This window comes from Ktedonobacteraceae bacterium (assembly GCA_035653615.1).
Taxonomy (GTDB): Bacteria; Chloroflexota; Ktedonobacteria; order Ktedonobacterales; family Ktedonobacteraceae; genus DASRBN01.
The window spans coordinates 90652-110639 of the sequence record DASRBN010000035.1; the positions used below are offsets into that span (position 1 = coordinate 90652).

At 55.5% G+C, this 19988-nt stretch carries 15 protein-coding genes; 10 read left to right on the forward strand and 5 right to left on the reverse strand.

What is annotated here, in order from left to right; translation table 11 throughout:
• Window positions 1–116: 116 nt before the first annotated feature.
• Window positions 117–1178 carry an aldo/keto reductase gene (locus VFA09_20075; protein HZU69581.1) on the forward strand — a complete coding sequence of 354 codons (1062 nt, stop codon included), beginning with the start codon at window positions 117–119 and terminating at the stop codon, window positions 1176–1178.
• Between the two features lie 59 nt (window positions 1179–1237).
• Here VFA09_20075 and VFA09_20080 read toward each other — a convergent pair whose 3' ends face one another.
• Window positions 1238–1453, reverse strand: coding sequence for a hypothetical protein (locus VFA09_20080; GenBank protein HZU69582.1), 216 nt, complete (start codon window positions 1451–1453; stop codon window positions 1238–1240).
• A gap of 1340 nt (window positions 1454–2793) precedes the next feature.
• On the opposite strand from VFA09_20080, the gene VFA09_20085 reads away from it, so the two are divergent.
• Window positions 2794–3432, forward strand: a complete 639-nt coding sequence (locus tag VFA09_20085) for a cyclase family protein (GenBank protein ID HZU69583.1) — start codon at window positions 2794–2796, stop codon at window positions 3430–3432.
• A gap of 25 nt (window positions 3433–3457) precedes the next feature.
• Complete coding sequence (locus VFA09_20090) at window positions 3458–3787, forward strand: isoamylase early set domain-containing protein (protein ID HZU69584.1); 330 nt, start codon at window positions 3458–3460, stop codon at window positions 3785–3787.
• A 73-nt stretch (window positions 3788–3860) separates the two neighbouring features.
• Here the strand turns inward: VFA09_20090 and thrC are convergent, their stop codons facing one another.
• Window positions 3861–6344: a threonine synthase gene (thrC, locus tag VFA09_20095; GenBank protein HZU69585.1), complete on the reverse strand. Its 2484-nt coding sequence runs from the start codon at window positions 6342–6344 to the stop codon at window positions 3861–3863.
• Window positions 6345–6801: 457 nt separating this feature from the next.
• On the opposite strand from thrC, the gene VFA09_20100 reads away from it, so the two are divergent.
• The 4 genes from VFA09_20100 to VFA09_20115 all read left to right on the forward strand — a co-directional run bounded on the left by VFA09_20100 (window position 6802) and on the right by VFA09_20115 (window position 10742).
• Window positions 6802–8394: a long-chain-fatty-acid--CoA ligase gene (locus VFA09_20100; protein HZU69586.1), complete on the forward strand. Its 1593-nt coding sequence runs from the start codon at window positions 6802–6804 to the stop codon at window positions 8392–8394.
• A gap of 24 nt (window positions 8395–8418) precedes the next feature.
• Window positions 8419–9294: an amidohydrolase family protein gene (locus VFA09_20105; GenBank protein ID HZU69587.1), complete on the forward strand. Its 876-nt coding sequence runs from the start codon at window positions 8419–8421 to the stop codon at window positions 9292–9294.
• Between the two features lie 134 nt (window positions 9295–9428).
• On the forward strand, window positions 9429–9998 hold the full coding sequence (locus tag VFA09_20110; protein ID HZU69588.1) for a Clp protease N-terminal domain-containing protein: 570 nt from the start codon (window positions 9429–9431) through the stop codon (window positions 9996–9998).
• Between the two features lie 21 nt (window positions 9999–10019).
• Window positions 10020–10742, forward strand: a complete 723-nt coding sequence (locus VFA09_20115) for a serine/threonine-protein kinase (protein HZU69589.1) — start codon at window positions 10020–10022, stop codon at window positions 10740–10742.
• A 1064-nt stretch (window positions 10743–11806) separates the two neighbouring features.
• Here VFA09_20115 and VFA09_20120 read toward each other — a convergent pair.
• A complete protein-coding gene (locus VFA09_20120; GenBank protein ID HZU69590.1) occupies window positions 11807–13348 on the reverse strand; it encodes an MFS transporter in 1542 nt (513 codons plus the stop codon).
• Between the two features lie 411 nt (window positions 13349–13759).
• Between VFA09_20120 and VFA09_20125 the strand changes: the two genes are divergently transcribed.
• Window positions 13760–14860 carry a cobalamin-independent methionine synthase II family protein gene (locus VFA09_20125; GenBank protein HZU69591.1) on the forward strand — a complete coding sequence of 367 codons (1101 nt, stop codon included), beginning with the start codon at window positions 13760–13762 and terminating at the stop codon, window positions 14858–14860.
• Between the two features lie 11 nt (window positions 14861–14871).
• Window positions 14872–16143 (forward strand): AMP-binding protein, encoded by a 1272-nt coding sequence (locus VFA09_20130; GenBank protein HZU69592.1) that lies wholly within the window; start codon window positions 14872–14874, stop codon window positions 16141–16143.
• Between the two features lie 23 nt (window positions 16144–16166).
• On the opposite strand, the gene VFA09_20135 is transcribed toward VFA09_20130, so the two are convergent.
• Entirely contained in the window at window positions 16167–16967 is an 801-nt protein-coding gene (locus tag VFA09_20135) for a hypothetical protein (protein HZU69593.1), read from the reverse strand.
• Window positions 16968–17121: 154 nt separating this feature from the next.
• Here VFA09_20135 and VFA09_20140 point away from each other — a divergent pair, with 154 nt between their 5' ends.
• A complete protein-coding gene (locus VFA09_20140; protein HZU69594.1) occupies window positions 17122–18501 on the forward strand; it encodes an aminotransferase class I/II-fold pyridoxal phosphate-dependent enzyme in 1380 nt (459 codons plus the stop codon).
• Here VFA09_20140 and VFA09_20145 read toward each other — a convergent pair.
• Window positions 18467–19981: a HAMP domain-containing sensor histidine kinase gene (locus VFA09_20145; protein HZU69595.1), complete on the reverse strand. Its 1515-nt coding sequence runs from the start codon at window positions 19979–19981 to the stop codon at window positions 18467–18469. The genes VFA09_20140 and VFA09_20145 overlap by 35 nt on opposite strands.
• Window positions 19982–19988: the final 7 nt, after the last annotated feature.

Sequence of the window (19988 nt, forward strand, 5' to 3'; positions counted from 1 at the left end):
AACAGCGTTCCGTATAATGGTATCGGAGCATTGCTCCGTTTTGTCAGTATATCATGGAGGAAGACAATCATGCAATACCGCACCCTCGGCCGCACCGGCATCACGGTCAGCCACCTGTGCCTCGGCGCGATGATGTTCGGCGTATCGATCAGGCAGAACACATTATTCAGGATGACAATGTCAGCCACCTGTGCCTCGGCGCGATGATGTTCGGCGCCTTCGGCAACCCCGATCATGACGAGTCGATCCGCATCATCCACAAAGCGCTTGACAACGGGATCAACTTCATCGACACCGCTGATGGCTACTCTGCCGGCGAGTCGGAAGAGATCGTAGGCAAGGCGCTCTCTGGCGGACGGCGGGAGAACGTGGTACTCGCCGTCAAGTTCGGCGTTCCTTTCGATGAGGACCCCAACCATCGCGGAGCGTCGCGGCGGTGGATCACAGAGGCGATCGAGGGCTCGCTGCGTCGGCTGCAGACCGACTGGATCGACCTCTACCAGGTGGGTGTTCCTGATCCCACCACCGATATCGACGAGACCCTCGGCGCCCTATCTGATCTCGTCCATGCTGGCAAGATCCGCTCCTTCGGCGCGTCGAAGGTTCCCGCCTCTCAGATCGTTGAAGCTCAGTGGACCGCTGAACGCCGCGGCCACGAACGGTTTCGTACCGAGCAGCCCCCCTACTCTCTGCTGACCCGTGCGATCGAATACGATGTGCTGCCGACCTGCCTGCGCCACGGAATGGGCGTGTTGACCTACAGCCCGCTGGCCGGGGGTTGGCTGTCGGGCAAATACCGCAAGGGCCAGCAGGTCAGCGGGCCGGGTTCCGCTGCTCGCGCCCAGCGCTCCGGCGTTTATGACTCCACCAGCCCAGCCAATGCCGCCAAGTTCGCCGCCGCCGACGCCCTCGGCGCTCTCGCCGACGAGGCCGGGATAACCCTCATCCAGATGGCAGTCGCATTCGTCACCCGCCATCCTGCGGTTACCTCCGCGATCATCGGCCCGCGCACCATGGAACACCTGGACACCTACCTCGAGGCCTCCAGGATCGACCTGTCGAGCGACGTGCTGGACCGCATCGACCAGATCGTTCCCCCTGGAGTCACGATCAACATCGCCGACAACATGTGGAACATCGGCACAACAGCGCTCAGTGCGGCCTTCCGCCGCCGGTAGACCAGCCCCGGCCAGGACCACCTCAGGAGTGAAGCGACTGAGAGCTTGCGCCAAATGAGTCAGCGACTGAGTCGGTCGGACTCGGGTGACTCGTTTGTCATGTAGGCACGGATGTTCGCATCAGCAAGATGTTCCAGCAACCCGATGGTCAATCCCACGATGAAACTGGTGGCAGCGGTACAATGATCCTGACCAATGGAGCCACGCTCTTTGGGGAAGAAAGAGAGCTCGTTTAGCCTCTCAAGCGAGAAGAGCGGAAAAGGAAGAAAGCTCAAAGCTACCAGAATAATGGTACTCCTTCACCAGTTTCATTGTGGGATTGACAGTATACCCACCTCTGGGACCAAAAACAAGGTGTTGACGCATTTTCTCTTACGCAACCTCGCTGATCCTAAATGTGGTATAATGAAAGGACATAATCTCTCCTTCCTAGCGAACCCATTTTTCCCAATGAGAATCTTCTCTGGTAATTTTTCCCGAGTTTTCTGATGGGATGGTCGAGCAGATCCATATGGCCGACGAGATCACGGTGACGCTGCGAGCCACTTCCCCCGCCGCTCCCTGTCCCTGTTGCGGGACTGAGGCCAAACGGGTGCAAAGTCGGTACACGCGACATTTACACGACCTTCCCAGTGGCGAACGAGCGCTTCATCTGCATGTGGAAGTCCGCCGCTTCTTTTGTCCCAAAGCGACTTGTCGGCGCAAAATCTTCGCCGAGAGGGTTCCTTTGCTCGCCCTTCCCCACGCCCAACGGACGCTCCGCCTGCCACGGTCGCTGCGTGTGCTCGGATTCGCTCTGGTGTAAATCCCAGGATTCTGCGGCTCTCCCTCACTTTCCGTGAGAAGGTCTGCAAGAAGAGGAATGAGCAAAGATTTGGGGAGTTCCAGAAGCAGCTCTGAAAAAAAGAAGTCTCTTCTAGGCTCATCTTTCACGCAAAGTGCGGGTGAGCCTGACAATCTGGGTCACTATAATAGGAAGGCGCTATAATCTAAAAATCCAAAACATATATCCTCAAAGGAGTGAAAGATGAGGACTTATAAAAGACATATTCACACACATTTAGCAAAAGAGCTTTCTTCGCGCTTTTCTGCCTGATACTACTCAGTATCACAAGCTCATGTGGTTCGACAAAAATCACCCCTACAACGCTTGATGTCACACGTTCATCGCCTCTCCGACCTCTCCCCCCATTGAACATCACGATTACAGATAAACAGTCTGTGCAACAACTCTATCAAGCTGCTTACAATTTGCCTGCCGTGAGCAACGGTAAGCGAAACTGCCCGGAAGATTCTGGCATCGTTTACCATTTAAAATTTATCCAGGATACAAATACGAGCGAGGAAATGGATGTGCAAGCAACAGGGTGTTTAATCTTAACGACAAGCCAGGGGTTTCTGCAGGAAAACGACGCATTCCTTGATTTAGTTGCGAAAACTATCCACGTTAATCCTCTTGTTCCCCCGTATCAAAATTGAACTGCTACAGGAACAATACCGATAGGGATATGTCTTCTGGAATAGCCATTCTGTCCACCTCTTGTCTACCTATGGTAGGATTCCGCATATAATTGCAGCATAGGTGACCCTTACAGGTTGCGAAGGAGCGAAAAGAATGGCAGGAGATTGGATTGATGTTTCGGTGCCGCTGCACAGCGGTATGGTTCACTGGCCGGATAATCCGCCTGTTTTGATTGAACGCGCGCTGGATATGAGCCGAGGTGATGCCGCGAATGTTTCGAAGATTTCAATGGGGGTGCATACCGGGACACATATGGATGCACCGGTCCATTTCTTTCCCGGTGGGAAAGGTATTGATACCATGCCTTTAACGGCCGTTATTGGCCAGGCGCGGGTGATTGAGATTGCCGACCCGGAGTCGATCAAATCCGGTGAATTGCGACCACATCAGATACAGGCTGGTGAACGTATCCTGTTGAAGACGCGCAATTCATCGAGGTGCTGGCAAACGGATGATTTTGTCAAGGATTTCGTGTATATTTCTGCTGAGGCGGCGCAGTACCTGGCGGAACAAAAGGTACAGGCGGTCGGGGTCGATTACCTCTCGGTCGGGGGATTCTTCAAGGATGGGGCTGCGACCCATCATGCGCTGCTGGGAGCGGGCATCTGGATTATCGAGGGACTGAACCTTGCAAACGTACAACCAGGGCTGGTTGAACTGATCTGCCTGCCAATAAAGATTGTTGGTAGTGATGGCGCACCTGCGCGGGCAATCTTGCGCCCGCTGAGCTAAAAATAACATAGTGGAAGAATAGCCTATGATTCACAAGTCATTTATTGAAACAGAGCGAGGTCCCATTGCACGAGTCACATTTACTCTGCCGGAGAGTACCTGGGCTGATACCATTTACCTTGTGGGTGATTTCAACGGATGGAACCAGACATCGCATCCTTTTCGACTCGACCGCGAAGGAAACTGGACGATTACGGTTGACCTGGAAGTGGGCCGCCGGTATGAATTTCGCTACCGCCGTGATGGAGAATGGATGAATGATAGCCAGGCCGATGGATATGTGAGCAATCCGCATGGCAGCGATAACTTTCTCGTGGTGACAGACCCCAATTTTAAGCGAAACCATGAGGGATGAGATTTTTCAGCACGAATGGGCATGAACAAAAAGGCATTTGTTCATGCCCATTCGTGCTGAAAAATCTTTAGTCTCAGCTAGCTGTAAGTGACACCTGACGAGAGAGCATAATGGCGTCCGGGTCTTTGAGTAAATTGCCGGTCAGTATGGCAACTACGCGGTGTGAGGGATGGATGATGCCCTGGGCCGTGAGTTGCTTGAGGCCAGCAATCGAGGCGGCGGAGGCAGGTTCGCAGCCGATACCGGCGCTATCGATGATGGCTTTGGCGCGCAGAATCTCCTCATCGCTGACCTGGGCGACGATTCCTGCTGTCGCCTGAATGACCGTTTTCGCGCGTTGGAAGCTGACGGGATTGCCGATATTGATGGCGGTGGCCAGGGTATGCGCCTTGACGGGCTGGAGAGCGACGAAACCATCGCGGTAACTCGCGTAAAACGGGTTCGCACCTGCCGCCTGGATGGAGGCGATGCGCGGAAGACGATCTATGATCCCCAAACGATACGCGCATAACAGGCCCATACCAAGCGCCGAGGTATTGCCAAGGTTGCCAGCTGGGAGCGCGATCCAATCGGGAGCATGCCAATGTAATTGTTGCAGGATGTCGAAGGCAAGCGATTGTTGGCCGAGCAGGCGAAAGGGATTGAGGGAATTGAGCAGGTAGATGCCTTGATCGAGACACATGCGTTCCACGTCGAGCATGGCGCGGTCAAAGTCGCCGGGGACGTGGCGAATCTCGGCTCCATAGGCGATGGCCTGGGCGAGTTTTCCGGCGGCTACCTTGCCTTCGGGTAGCAGGACGATTGCATGCAGGCCAGCCTGGGCAGCGTAGGCGGCCATGGAAGCAGAAGTGTTGCCGGTCGAAGCGCAGGCGACGGCGGTCGCGCCCAACCATTTCGCGATGCTGACCGCTACCGTCATGCCACGGTCTTTGAAAGACCCGGTTGGATTCTCGCCCTCGTGCTTCACCCACAGGTGGTCGAGGCCTACAAACTCTCCGATGCGACCATGACCGTGACTATCCTGGGCGCGACCTGCTGGGTAGAGGTTGGTTAATCCTTCGGGCCGGGTGATGGGAGTGATGGCGGGCAGGGGAAGCAGGAGTTCGCGGAAGCGCCATACGCCGCTGCGGTCGATGGAATGCAGCGAGTTCAGACGCGCGTCGAAACGCTGCTGCCAGCGCGCGGCATTCATTTCTTCTCCGGTGTTGCCCTGCTCGATGTCTAATGGCTGTCCACAGGAACAGCGATAATCGGTGCGGGTGAGGGGGAAATGGGTGTTGCAATGGCTACAGGAAAGGGTGAGGGTGGGATGGGGCAGGGATTCTTCGCTGCGCTCAGAATGACATGGGGAGCCAGAATGAGACGGCGAGAGGGAGCTGGTCGATTTTGTTGGTTCACATTCATTACCAGCGGTGGGCGGATGATTTGAGTTGGTGAGGGCGCGGGCCGATAAATCGGCGGTGGGCGCGATCAATCGGCCCCTACGGGGAACCGAGTGATTGGGTGGGTTGGGATGATCGATTTGGGGGGCCGATTGATTGAGCGAGGCGAGATGTTTTTCGGGAGCCGATTGATTGAGTGGGTTGGGGGGTTCGACTTCGATGGTTGCTCCCTGGTGATCGATTGCGGTGATAAGGATACGACCGGGAAGATTGAGCGATTGGGCTTTAAGCTCTAGAGTTGCCGCGACAGCCCGCGCGTTGCCGTTGGTAAGCGCGAGGATGCTGGAGCCGGCGCCTGAGAGGCAGGCTCCAATTGCGCCTGCCCGGCGCGCGGCGAGGAGTAAGTCAGGCAGTTGGGGAAAGATCTGCGCGCGATAGGGTTCGTGCATGCGATCATCCATGGCGGAGCCGATGCTGTGCAGGTCGCCATTCGCCAGGGCCGCGAGCAAGAGGGCGACGTGTCCGACGTTATGCACGGCGTGGCTGCGCGTATAGTGTTGGGGCAGTAGGGCTCGCACGGAGATGGTGTCCATCGGGAAGTCGGGTACGAAAAGGACGGCTTGCAGTCCGGCGGGTATCGAGGCGCGGATAGCGTGCCACTTTTCATCCTGCTCGCTCTTCGTCACGACGACAAGGCCGCCCAGGAGCGCGGCGGCGACATTATCGGCATGTTTGCCCTGCTCGAGTTCAACGGCTGCATGCAGTAAACCGGCGCGTTGTTGCGGTGAGGAAATGCGCCCGGCGAGGGCTTCGGCGGCAAGGATAGCGCCTACGACGGCGGTCGCGCTGCTGCCAAGTCCGCGACCAGGAGGGATGTCTATACAGGCACGGATACGCATAGGGGGAACAGGTATTTGCAGAGTTTTCAGGCGCTCGCGGAGGACGCGGTAGAAGAGGTTGTGCTGATCTCTGGGCAATGCGGCGATGGCGGCATCATTGCACCATGCTGAAGAGATGTCGATGAGCGGTTCAGACTCGGCTGATATGTTTGCAGGCAAGAGCTGGATTTCGAATATGTTGTGTTGCTTGAGCGCAAGCCCAAGGCAGTCGAAGCCAGGGCCAAGATTGGCGCTGGTGGCGGGTACGCGCACCGTCACACGTGATGGCGAGAACATAGGTATTCCTTCCATTTGCTAACAGTATTCACAAGGGACAGGATTTGGAATGCCATGCAGGGATTCCAATCTGACACATCTCAAAAAGGTGTGTGTGAATGTGTTAGCAGATGGTATTGCCGCCGGTGGTAAGCCGGCGGTTATGTTCCTCCTCAGGGTGACAATGCGTTAGTTGCATGCAGATGGTCCTTAGAAAAGGGTTCTCCAATTTTGCTGCTATGTACAGCTTTGTTTTTTGTCGTCACATGGATGACTTTGTATGGAAGGATTATAACATGAGATGGTGAGTTTGCCAACATCTCGCTCCTGCATCCCTTAAGAGGAGGAAGACCTTATTAATAATGACCTTTGACAATTTATCTGGCAGAGGATACATTTATGGTGATAGCGTGATATATTTGTCAGAATGCATTGTGGACCACGCGGAATCTTCGTGAAAAGATATGGGGACTGACGTATGCAAAAGGAACTCTTTCGCCCATCGCTGCACTATCCATCCCATCCTTATGATGAAATGCTGGCCCGCACAGCCGAGCGTTTTCCAGAAAACGAGGCCGTTCTCTTTCAGGATGAAAACGTGACGTATCGCGAGCTGGATGCGCTGGTCAATGCCTTCGCCAATGCTCTGCTGGACCTCGGAATAGGCAGGGGCCAGCAGGTATGCCTGTTCATGGCCAATCGACCCGAATATCTGATTAGCTGGTTTGGGATTATTCGCGCGGGCGCGGTGGCCAGCCCTATGAACCCCTCTTACAAAGAGCGCGAGGTTGCCTATCAACTAAATAACAGCGAGGCGGTAGCGGTTATCGTGCAGTATGATTTGCTCCCGATTGTTGAGGCAGCTCGCGCGGAGACTCCGTCTTTGAAACATGTGATTACGGTTGGCTCAGGCTCACAGCATACCGGGTTCCAGACGCATTCCTTCAGTGACTTGCTGCAAAACTGTCCAACAACGCCGCCAGTTCGCGCTCAATGGCAGTGGGAAGATATGATAGTGCTGCCGTACAGCAGTGGGACGACGGGATTGCCTAAGGGCGTCATGCTGAGTCATAAAAACATGGTATGCAACACGTACCAGTCGGTGGCTACTGCGCGTATTACTTGCGCGGATCGCCTGCTGGTGTTTGTGCCGCTCTATCATATCTATGGTATTATGCTGATGGGGCTGGCAGCGATGACCGGTGCGACGATTGTGTTGATGGAACGTTTTGACCCAGGTGAATGCCTGCGGCTAATCCAGGAGCAGCGCATTACGATTCTGTACAGCGTGCCGCAGGTGCTGGCGGTGTTGAGCGATTGGCCGCGATTAAATGATTACGATTTACACACGGTGCGTTTTACGCAATGTGGCGCGGCGCCCGTGCCACCGGCGTTGGCTCGCCGCTTCGAGGAGCGCACGCACGTGACGGTTATGACTTCGTATGGACTGACCGAGGCGGCGCCGGGAACGCATTCCAATCCGGTTTACAATCCGCGACTCATCAAGGTCGAAACGATTGGTTTGCCGATTCACGATACGAAACAGAAGATCGTCGATATCGAGACGGGGCTGGTTGAACTGGGCGTGGGCGGAGAGGGCGAGTTGATTGTCCAGGGGCCGCAGGTGATGCAGGGATACTGGAAGGCACCGGAGGCGACCGCTGAAGCATTGCGCAATGGCTGGCTGCACACGGGCGATATCGGCTGGCGCGACGAGGATGGATACGTGACGATCACGGACCGCAAAAAGGAGTTGATCAAGTATAAGGGCTTCAGCGTCGCTCCTGCGCAGCTCGAGGCGTTATTGCTGGAACATCCTGCCGTTGCCGACGTGGCGGTGATCGCTAAAGCGGACGACAAGGCGGGAGAAATTCCCAAGGCTTTTGTTGTGCGTCGAGCGGGCTACGAGGCGGTAAGCGCGGATGAACTGATAGTATGGGCGAATGGGAAACTGGCGGCCTATAAGAATGTGCGCGAGGTCGAATTTATCGATGCCATTCCTCGAAATCCTTCTGGCAAGATTTTGCGCCGTATTCTTAAGGAGCAGGAACGGCGCAGGATGGGCTTGTAGACGATAGACAGGAGAGAGACTGTCGTGAATATACAGAACCTGGTTGCAATCGATGTGCATACGCATGCCGAGGTATCGAGCCGCATTCCTGACGACCCATTGTGGCAGTCAATGCAGGAGGCCTCGGCAAAATACTTCAAGGATGAGGGGCCGCGCCCGACTATTCCTGAGATCGCGGCTTACTATCGCGAACGAAAGATGGCCTGTGTGATTTTTCCTGTCGATATGGAGTCGACAACGGGGCTGGTGCGGGTGCCGAACGAAGAGGTGGCCGAGGTCGCTGCCGAGAATCCGGACGTGCTGATTCCGTTTGCCAGCATTGATCCGGCGAAAGGAAAGATGGGGGCGCGTGAAGCACGTCGCCTGATCGAGCATTTCGGCGTGCGAGGCTTCAAATTTCATCCCTCGATGCAGGAATTTTATCCAAACGATTCTAAGGCATACGTACTGTACGAGGTGATCGCGGAGGCGCGCCTGCCGGCTATTTTTCATACCGGGCATTCCGGCATCGGAACCGGCATGCGTGGTGGTGGCGGCGTGCGCCTCAAGTACTCGAATCCGATGTATCTTGATGATGTAGCAGTGGATTTTCCCGATATGCCGATCATCATGGCTCATCCCTCGTTTCCCTGGCAAGATGAGGCGCTCTCGGTCTGCCTGCACAAGCCGCAGGTGTACATCGACCTCTCCGGCTGGTCGCCCAAGTATTTCCCGCCGCAGTTGATACAGTACGCGAATACGCTGCTCAAGCATAAAGTGCTGTTCGGCAGCGACTATCCATTGATTACTCCCGACCGCTGGCTGGCTGACTTTGAGCAGATTGCGATCCGGCCCGAGGTGCGACCTCTGATTCTGAAGGAGAATGCGATCAAGTTGCTGGGGCTGGATGCTTCAGCTTGAATAGAGCGAAAAGGTTTCTCGCTTTATCTGCAAAGCTACAATAACGTTGTCAGGCCTCGATTGTGAAACAGTATGTTGTAGAATGAGGCAGAGTTGACCTGAGTGATACAAATGAATGGGGGGGAACTACCTCATTGGACAGCAAGAGATTTGACAATTTCAGCGAGCAGGCCAGGAAGGTCTTGAGCTTCGCTCAGGAAGAAGCGCAGCGCCTCCAACATGATGCTGTCGACACCGAACATCTCTTGCTGGGTTTGATACGCGAGATAGAGGGAGACGCTACCAACATATTGAGCAACCTTGGTGTGGACCTGACCATGCTTCGGTCTGCTGTTGAGTTGAGGGTTGAACGTGGAGATCGCGCTATTCCTGGCGAAATTGCCTTCACTCCGAGCGTCAACAAAGCGCTCGAACTCGCTGTGGATGAAGCTCGCCACCTGAATCATCACACGATTGGAATGGAACATCTGCTGCTGGGCCTGATGCGCGAGGGTGAGGGCATTGCCACCGGGGTACTCCAGAGCCTGGGTGTCAGCCTGGAGAAAGCGCGTGCGGCAGCCATATATATGCTCAGCTCGGCAGGCAATCTTCAGAAGTCACAAGTACCACCACGGCTAAAACAAGGGTTCGAATTGCTGGGTGATCGCTACCGGTTTCCAGGCTCTACTGGGCGAGGCAGCAAGATAATGAGCTCTACTGGCTGAGATACTCATCTGAATCGCCTCGTGACCATTCAAGTGCTCTATGATGTAGAAAGCGCTGATCCCGGGCTGGTGACGCGCTTGCAGCAGGAAGCGAAGGCAACCTCCTCCCTGTACCACCCCAATATTGTGCAGGTCTATGACGGTGTCCTAAGCCATGGAAATTTTTATCTGGTGAGGGAGCCGTTTGGAGGGATGGAACTGCGCCGTTATATACTGCGTACACAGGGCAGGCTTGCCGTCGAGCAGGCCATCAGGATTGCGCGCGATGTCGCACGTGGTCTGGGCACGGCCCATCAAAAGGGATTGGTGCATGGCAATGTCAAGCCGTACCATATTCTGATGGGACACAACGGCCTGGTCAAACTGGACGGCCTGGGCTATGCCCGCGCCTATAAGGAGATTGCTGCCTACCAGCGGCGCACCACTCCAGGGATGACGCTAGCAATAGGGACGTTTGACGCGCCTGAGTTGGCGCTGGGGGCGATGGTGACTCCGGCTGCAGATGTCTACGCGCTAGGCATGGTACTCTACGAGATGCTCGCCGGCCGCTTGCCTTTTGATCGTTACTCGCCTCAAGAGGTGGCTATGCAAGAAACGCAAGACCCACTCGCACCACCCAGCCGGTACAATCCCAACATGCCTCCAGACGTGGAAGCGGTTATTATGAGCTGTTTGGAGCGCGTCCCGACACAGCGTTTCCTGAACGGTCATGCACTCGCCGATGCCCTGGAACGTTTGTTATGACACCGATGGATCGGCCATACATCCACCAAATATCGGGCTCCGTGTGCCGGATGCGAACCGATGGCACGGAGCGCGTTTGGTCAAGGAGCTATCAACAGACTGGATTGCCATCACTCCGTTCACAAGTCGTCAATTGACCACCTGCACCACTCTGAGAGGGGTAGGTACTCCAGTACATCTGAGGGGGTGGAGCACCTAAATAAAAGTTTGGACACCCATCACCACCATTGCAAGGGGGGCTTGGAGTAGTTCTATACCCCCATTGAAAAGAGAGATTGAGAAACCGATTCTTCGTCCAATTAAAGAACTCCGGGCCTAGATACCCGCCCCAGGTCGCATCATCATACTCCTGGAGACGGGTGTGATACCAAGCGGGAATAGGATACTGTCCGGCAAAGCCACAACTCCACCCTGGGCACGGCCCTGTCCCATTCCCACAATCAATATTTTAGTTAGCAGAAAAATGCACGGGCAACGGATACAAAACACACGCTACAGGATCTTCTGGGAAGCGCTCTGATTGGCCCTCACCTTTCCTGCTTCTAACCCCTCTATGGAGGCAGTTTAAGAAAATATCTATATTTAATTTATAAAAAATTAACATATGTTTTTTTCACTGTCAAGTGTTTTGGTATAAAATTCCTAGGATTAAGGGAAAAGTGAGTCTGGTTTTGGAAAGCCCGCCTGATGAATGCGGGGGCTAAGGAAACCGAGGCTTTCGGGTCGAGGGCAGCGGTTGAGACAAAACGCCTCAACCTGACCTGATACTCTGGCATGAATTGCCTAGACCTGCCATACTTTTATGTACTTTGTGGCTCTGACAGCGGTTTTCAACAGCTTCTGGCTAGGCGAGGCAAATTGGCCGCAGGCGGTCTAATATTTTTTTGCATGAGTTTTGACTTATTGGTTTTTGATGAAAAATTCGGCGATTGGGGCCGATCATGAGTTTTCGCAAATTATTCTGGTAACCCCGCGGGGGCCGATGAATCGGCGGTGGGCGCGATCAATCGACCCCTACGGGTTGAAGCGGGCGACCACGAGGGTACGCCCCTACGGGTCAGCGATTACGGTGAAACTTCGTCAAGACGCTTATCTCTGGTAGCAGTGCCGAACTGGGCGATGATGGCAGCTACGATGATGAAAGCTACGATGATCAAGAAAATCACGATTGCGCCGGTCGTATTTCCGAGAGACATGAGCAGGCCAGGGATGAGCGGAGCAATCACCAGGATGCCAACGCCACCGCCAAGATGACCGATACCATCCACCAGCGCGAAACCGGTGGCGCGCGCACGGGTTGGGTAGTTCTCAGTAGACCAGGTGTAGGTCATGGGCACCCACAGGTTGAAGCCAAAGAAGGTGATAATGGAGCCGATGGCAGCGAGTGGGAAGTTGTTGGCCGTAAACAGCGCAATCATCAGCCCGCCAATGAGGGTGAGAACGGCAGAGATCGGCAGCCATACCTTTCGCTCCAGGCGCTCACCAAAGAAGTAGGCAAAGATGGCGGTTAGAATGAAGCCAAAGGTTCCAAATGCCGCGATCATTCCTGCTTCCCCGGCCCTTGCTGCTCCAGCTTCTGCCGGCGGAAGGTTAGGGGCAAGAGGTAAAATGCCGGCCAGTAGCGTGGTCAGACCTTGAGCAATCGAATAGACCGTAACATATCCAAGGAACCAGACCACTACCAGGAAGATGGTACGCCTCAGATAGAGGGGATTGCTGAAGATTTCTGTATATGAAACCCTGTCAGCGACCGCTTGCACGGGAAGCTCAGTGGCCGGGGGTGGCAAATTGGGCATTCTCCTGCGCGCGCGCTCCTCCATGTCTGTGACAATCTGGTCTGCTTCGTCCACTCGTCCTCTTGAAATGAGCCAGCGCGGGGACTCAGGCAACTGGAAACGCATCAGGATGCCGATGAGTGCCAGGAGCGCTCCAATGCCGTACATGACACGCCAACCATTGCCTAAAAACTGGGGACCGCTTACTGTAGCCATGGCAAAAGGCAGGCCATTTGGGAAAGGTGCCGCGGGTGTGGTCAGCCAGAGGCCCACCCAGATGCCAAAGAAAGCACCCAGCGCCGACATGATAAAGATCAGTGATGTGTAGCGAGCACGACTCCCGGTGGGCGCTACTTCATTGATGTAGGTGTTAACCAACGCGAGGTCAGCACCGATGCCAAGGCCGGTAATGGTACGAGCGATGATGAAGTTGGTATAGTCATTGACAAAAACGGTGTAGAGCGAACCAATACCCGTCAGGAGCAGGGTATAGAGCAGCATATTTCGCCTGCCGAACCTGTCTGACAGCGGCGACAGGATGAGCGCACCGACAACATAACCTGCCAGGTTCAACTCGACCGGAAGACCAAAGTAATTCACCGAGTTGCCAGGGTTACAGCTGGAGAGGATTTGCGTACAGGTCTGGATGAATGAGACGTTGATGACAAAAATGTCGAAGAAGGTGAAAAGGAAACCAACGCCGATGATACCGATGAAAAGGTAGGAGAGCGACCATACTGGAATACGGTCCTGCCGGGCAATGATAGCAGCACCAGAGGGGCTACCTGCGCCTGCTACAGGTTTAGAAATACCGCCTGCTTCGGATGCCATAAGATACTCCTTTCACACGCCGCTCCACCGACGAGTGGAGGGACGGGCTGGAAACTAGTGCCAAAGGACTACGTATCAGATCCGTGAAAAGCCGCCAGTGTGTAGAAGATGTGGAACGCGCCGGTTATAGAACCGGGAAGAAATGAGCTGTCTTTTGTCCTCCTCTCTTGTAGGTTCATTATGGTGAACAAGTTGTTCTACCACAAGAACAGTTTACCTGAGACGTGATATACTGTCAAGTATAGTAATGAGGGAATGAGGAATTACCCCTTACATTTTACAAGTTCCTGGGCTACACTTAACAGGAGAATACAGGTGTTTCCAGAGCTTTGGAGTTGACTCTGTATTAGCGGGGTCAGGTTAATATGGTTCAAACCGTTGAGCATTTATTTACAGGGAGGTACTAGGAACATGACTTATCGCAGCGAAGTGGTGGGCAGTCTGTTGCGGCCTGCCTATCTTGCGGAAGCCCGCAAAGAGTATGAAGCCGGGCGGATGAGCGCGGCGGAATTCAAGGCGATTGAGGATCGCGCGGTAAATGAGGCGATTGCGCTGCAGGAAAATGCCGGGATCGATGTTATCACCGATGGAGAACAGCGCCGCTACGCGTTCTATGGGCACCTGATCGACTCGTTGAATGGTTTCGATAAGTTTGGCGGCTGGGCTATTCCGTTCAGAGATGAGACGGGTGAGCAACTGGTGCTGAAACGCCCGGTGGTCGTGGAGCGGCTGAGCTGGCGCAGGAGCATGTGCGGCGAGGAGTGGGTGTATTTGCGCTCGCGCAAGAATAGGCCGGGAAAGGTGACGATGCTCAGCGCTCAACAGGCGGCGGCCTACTACGACCCGGAGAAATCGCGCTCGGCTTATCCATCACTCGACGCCTACCTTGCCGATATCGTAGATTTCTCGCGCAGGGAAATAGACGAACTGGTACGACTTGGCTGTACCTATATTCAAATCGATGCTCCCCAATACGCTGCCTTGCTTGATCCGCAGATGAGGGAAGGCTATCGACAGCGTGGCAGCGACCCCGACAAGTTGATCGACCGCTGTATCGAGATGGACAATGCCATTATCGATGGACATCCCGGCATCACGTTCGGGATTCATATCTGCCGCGGGAACAACCAGAGCAAATTCTATGCCCAGGGCGACTACGAACCGATCGCGCGTATCTTCAGCCAGACGCATTTCCAGCGTTTCCTGCTCGAATATGACGATGAGCGTTCGGGCGGCTTTGGGCCACTGAAGCACGTGCCCGAAGATCGCTTTGTCGTGCTGGGACTGGTGACGACCAAGAAACCGCGCCTGGAGTCTCCCGATGAGCTACGCCAGCGTATTGAAGAGGCCGCGAAGCTCATCCCCCTGGAGCGGCTTGCGCTCAGCCCACAATGCGGCTTCGCATCGACCATGGAAGGGAACCGCATTTCGTTTGAGGACCAGCGCAAAAAGCTCGAACTGGTGGCACGCGTGGCACGCGAGGTCTGGGGTTCCTCGCAGTCAAACGAGTAGGAAGTCAAACGATGTCTGAACTAGAACATGCTCCTCGATCAACTATCGAGGAGCATCAACTGGCGCGCCTGCAACGGGGCCTGAGCCGTATTTTGCCGCAGAACGGTTTTTACCGGGAAAAGCTCTTGCAGGGAAGCGATATCATAACGCTGGAACAGTTGGCAGACCTGTCCAGGTTGCCATTCACGACCAAACGCGAACTTGTCGCCGACCAGGAGCAGAATCCTTCGTTCGGGAGCAACCTGACGTATGCTTTGAGCGAGTACGTGCGCTTTCACCAGACCTCGGGCACGACAGGGCGGCCACTGAGGATTCTTGATACGCAGGAAAGCTGGGACTGGTGGGCTGATTGCTGGACGAGTGTGTACAGGGCGGCAGGAGTGAGCAGGGATGATATCGTTTTTCTGGCGTTTGGCTTCGGTCCTTTCATCGGTTTCTGGTCTGCTTACGAGGGGGCAAAGAAGCTGGGCGCGCTGACGATGCCGGGTGGTGGGATGGATTCGGTGCAGCGACTGCGAGCGATCCAGGATATTGGAGCGACCGTGCTGGTGTGTACGCCCAGTTACGCCCTGCGATTGGCGGAAGTAGCGCAGGAGCAGGGTATAAACCTGGCGGAGTCGAGTATTCGCGTGACGATCCACGCTGGCGAACCAGGGGCTTCGATCCCGGCGACGCGCGAGCGTATCGAGCAGGCATGGGGGGCGAAGACGTATGACCATGCCGGTATGACTGAGGTCGGCGCTTTTGGCTTCGCCTGCTCGCAGCAGCAGGGGATACACATCAACGAGGGCGAATTTATCGCGGAGATTCTGGATACGCAGAGCGGCTCGCCAGTGCAGGAGGGCCAGGTGGGAGAGCTTGTGTTGACCAACCTGGGGCGCTGGGGAAGTCCGGTTATTCGCTATCGCACGGGTGATCTTGTGCGTCATGGTGGCTATGCTTGCGCGTGCGGACGTAGCTTTCTGTCGCTGCCCGGAGGAGTTCTGGGGCGCGCCGACGATATGCTGATCGTGCGCGGCGTCAATGTTTATCCATCGGCGCTGGCGAATATCCTGCATCGTTATCCTGAGGTGCAGGAATACCGCATCATCGTGACAAAAAATGGCGCGATGGATGAGATTGCCTTGCAGGTTGAATGCTCGCCTGACCTGGTAGCGGTGTTACAGGAAGAATTGCACGTGGCGCTGCACCTGCGCGTGCCTATCGAGGCAGTGGAGCAGGGAACGCTGCCCCGTTTCGAGTTGAAAGCCAGGCGCGTGGAGGACCGCAGGCCGAGAGGATAAGGATTTTAAAACGGGCAAGGGCCTCAGCTTTCCTCCTTCTCGGCCAGCAACTCTGAGGTGCCTGTCTGCTCCCTTTCGCCCTGGAAAGTCCCGAACTCTTGAAGGAGTGGTGATAGGCGGGCGCTGAGTTGCTTATCCCATTCCTCTAATTCCGCGATCAGGCACCGGGTCGCCACAGTAAGAGCGCGGCGCAGCTCCTTCGTGTCGAGCGAGCGAACAAGCGCGCCCGCGAGTGGGCCGGTTACGGATGATGGGAGGCGATCAACGCCACGGCCGTAGATGGCATTTTCGCCCAGGCGCAGGCAGGCCAGGGCAATGACTTGATCGCGGACTCCACTGATCCAGTATTCAGCTTTCCAGGGCTTGTTGCGCTCGATGGACGCGCGAGCATGGAAAACGTGAAGCCAGGCAAGCCCAATGAGCAAAGAGGCATCCGGCTGCGGCATGGCCTCCACTTGACGAGGAGTACCAAAGAGAACGTGGAACTCTGGGCCATAGGCGCCAAACTCCTCCGGGGGCATCACTGATATGTCGATCTCCAGACCGTTGGGCAGCAGAAATACGCGAAAGATTCTTTTGCCAGCACGCAAATCAAAGTAGTTGACCAGGCTGAATTCCTGATCGAGGCTTCGCGTCCAGTCATCAAGAACTGTCTCAAGCCTGTTCCCATCAGCAATTCCAAAGGCAATATCAACATCGGACCACCTGTCGCCTGTGCCTAGAGATGCGGAGCCGGTGAGCGCTCCTCCTATGACGCGCGAGTCTGCTTTTGCCAGTTCAAGCACTCGTTGACGCACATAGTCGCGGAACTCTGCTGTAAACATACGGCACTACTCTTCCTCTCTTTTCGATGCTAAGAACTTCTGTAACACATACTTCGCCCGGCTAGCCCTTTATTATCTGATTCCTTCAGTCTATACTATTCTATAACTATCCGTAAAAATCCCCTTGTTCAAGTGCAACTACGGGAAGGGAAACATGATGAGTACTACACATGCGACGGGAACAGGTAAGCCGCTTGACCTGGCCTCTTCAGCCCAGGCGCTACCGGCATCCGCAACACTTTCTATGAACGAGGCGGTAGCAAAACGCCGTGCCGCGGGCCGCGAGACGATTCACCTGGGTTTTGGTGAGGCGAGTTTTCCTTTGCACCCGCTGTTGAAAGGCGCGTTGGCGAAGGCAGCGACGCGCACGGGATACGCGCCTGTGCTGGGCATACCGGCACTTCGGCAGGCTATCGCGGCTTATCTCACACGCACGCGAGGAGTCGAGTTTTTCGCGGAGCAGATGGTGGTTGGACCGGGCAGCAAGCCATTGCTCTACGCGCTCCTGCACATCCTGGATGGGGATATGCTGCTGCCGGTTCCGTCGTGGGTGAGCTACGCGCCGATGGCGAAGCTGGCCGGACGACGGGTGATTGGCGTGCAGACGGATGCTGAAGAACATCATCGCCTGTCTCCAGAAGCCCTCACAGCAGCAATGGATCAAGCGCGTAGAGAGGGAGCAGATCCGCGCATTTTGATTATCAATACGCCGAGCAATCCAACCGGCAGTATGTTTGACCGCACCATCGTGGAAGCGCTTGCAGGCTGGTGCAAACAGGCAGGAGTAACGCTCATCAGCGATGAGATTTACGCGGAACTGGCTCATGGCTGGCGCGAACATATTTCACCTGCACGCTTCTATCCCGTCGGCTGCATTGTGACCGGCGGACTCTCCAAGGCTTTCTCTGCCGGAGGGTGGCGGCTGGGATATGCAGTGCTGCCCGCGGCGGAAGCTGGAAGAGCGGCGATGCAGGCCCTGCGCTCACTGGCAAGCGAAATCTGGTCGTCGGCAGCTACGCCGATTCAAGAGGCGGCAATTATCGCTTTCAGCCCGGAGGCTTCAATCGAGCAATACGTGCGGCATTCGGCGCTTGTGCATGGCTATGTTGCCGCTCAGCTTTACGATACGCTCTGCCAGCTCGGCATACCGTGCCCGCGTCCGGCCGGAGGCTTCTATCTTTATCCTGATTTCGCTCCCTGGCGAGAGGCGCTCCTCGCGAACGGGGTGCGCACCAGCGATGAACTTGCGCATTATCTGCTGGAGAAATGGGATATTGCTACTCTTCCCGGCACCGTTTTCGGCGAGGAGCCTGAAGTGCTGCGCCTGCGCCTGTCGACGAGCCTGTTGTGCGAACCGGAGCATGGGCCTTCCGAGGAGGAACGCGAGGCGGCGCTGTGGCAGATACTCGACCAGGCGGAGTTACTGCAAAGCGGCGAGAAGTCAGGAGTTGCTATCAGATTACCGGCGCTTCAGCAAGCCCAGCAGCGACTGAAGGAGGTCATTTCGGCACTTGCAGCCGGATCACCACAGTAGTACCCTGGCCTTGCACACTATCGATTGAGATGGTGCCACCCTGTGCTTCAATCAATTCCTTTGCGATGGCGAGACCGAGGCCGTTGCCGGTGACGCTTTGTGGCGAGCGGGCGCGGGCGGGGTCGGCGCGATAGAAACGATCAAAAACGTGGGGCAAGGCATCAGGGGGAATGCCCTTGCCGGTGTCGTGAATTTTGATGATGACGGAAGTCTGTCCCTCGTCATGGGCCGAAATGTCCACAAGGCCCTCAGCAGGAGTAAATTTGAGGGCGTTATCGACGATATTGAGCAAGACCTGTTGCAGCCGGTCGGCGTCGGCGCGGACAGGCAAGATGTCGGTTGCGACCTCGTAACGAATCTCCTGGCCGTGCGCCAGTTGCTGTGCCTGATCGTATACCTTTTCGATCACCGGACGGATATCGATAGTCTCTACACGCAGCACTAATTTGCCCTCGTCGAGTCGTGTCAGGGCGAGGAGGTCTTCTACGAGACGGTGCATGCGCTGCACTTCGGCGTACATGTTATGCATCAGGCGACGCGATGCCTCGGTATCTCCCTGGTCGGCGCCGATGAGCAGCATTTCGAGGCTGCCACTCAAGGCGGTAAGCGGAGTGCGCAGTTCATGGGATACGTCGGCGACAAATTGCTTCTGGCGCTTAAATGCGGCTTCGAGCTGAGCTACCATCCAGTTGAATGAAACGGCGAGATGTCCAATTTCATCGTCAGTGACAGGTGTATCGAGACGCAGGGAGAGGTTGCCGTTAGCGATACGCCGGCTGGTTCTTTCCATGACGACAAGCGGGTGCAGTGCTGCTCCAATGAGGGGAAATGTGAGCGCTATGGCAAAGCTTAATGCGCCGAGAACACCTATGAGCAAGATGAGGCGCAAGGTGGTAATGTAGTTGTCATATGGCGCGGTGGGAGTATTGAGTTGCAGTATGGCGACGGTCCGGTGCTGGCTGACAAGTGGCATGAGGACGACGAGCTGGCGGTTTCCCTGTATATCGCGCGCAATCAGGTAACTACTACCCTGCGAATCATTGGCAAGCGTTTGCTGGATAAGCGAGGGTTTTAGTGTGACCGGGAACGGGGTCTGTGGGAAATTGTTGCCGACCAGGTCATTACCAGAAACAATGACCTGGTCATTGAGCGAAAGAACGGTGGCGTTGACGCTGGCGCTGGCGAGCTTTTCTACCAGAATGGTCGTGTATACATCAAAATTTGTTGGCAAGGAACCTGGCGGCGGGCCAGGAGGCGGTGCAGGGAAAAGAGGATGACCTTTGATTCCATCGGCGGCCAGGCGTGCCTCATTGCGCAGGGCTACAGCCTCATTGCTCAAAAGCGCCTGTTCCGCGGTAAAGAGGATAACAAGGCCCAGCGCGCTGAGCAGGAGCGCGAGCACTCCTAAAGAAATGAGCGCCAATCGCCAGCGAAGCGGGATGCGATTCACCAACCTGCGCAATCGTTTCATGCGCCACATATGTTTC